This is a genomic window from Treponema endosymbiont of Eucomonympha sp., from assembly GCF_001028545.1.
In genome coordinates, this window is sequence record NZ_BBPW01000588.1 from 1 (window position 1) to 469 (window position 469).

The following is a 469-nucleotide window of genomic DNA, read 5'->3' on the forward strand; positions in this document are numbered from 1 at the left end:
TACCAGTTCCTTTCAAAAACACATGAACTTCTTTTAATCCATAACTTGTTACTTTTTGTACCGCCCTATCCATAACCGATTGTGCGGCGAACGAGGTTGATTTTTTCGCGCCGCGAAATTGTAGTTTGCCAGATGATGCCCATGATAATGCATTGCCTTGCAAATCGGTTATTGTTATTATTGTGTTATTGAAAGATGCTTGAATATAAACATTCCCCTCATATACACTTTTTTTTTCTTTTCGTTTTTTTGTAACTACCATGATAATCTCTCTGTTTTATATTTTTTTCTTGCCAGCAACGGTCTTTTTTTTACCTTTTCGAGTACGCGCATTCGTATTCGTCCGTTGCCCACGCACTGGTAAACCCTTTCGGTGTCGAAGTCCGCGATAACAACCGATATCCATAAGGCGTTTAATGTTAAGACCAATTTCAGTGCGTAGACGTCCTTCGATCTTATAATTCGCCTC

Annotated in this window: 2 protein-coding genes; both read right to left on the minus strand. The window is 39.0% G+C overall.

Annotated features, from left to right (window positions below):
- Positions 1 to 262 (minus strand): 30S ribosomal protein S11 (gene rpsK, locus AWU74_RS10965; RefSeq protein ID WP_162505095.1); only part of this gene is annotated, 262 nt, incomplete at its 3' end.
- A gap of 15 nt (positions 263 to 277) precedes the next feature.
- The coding region (rpsM, locus tag AWU74_RS08195; RefSeq protein ID WP_162505096.1) for a 30S ribosomal protein S13 at positions 278 to 469 on the minus strand (192 nt) is incomplete at its 5' end.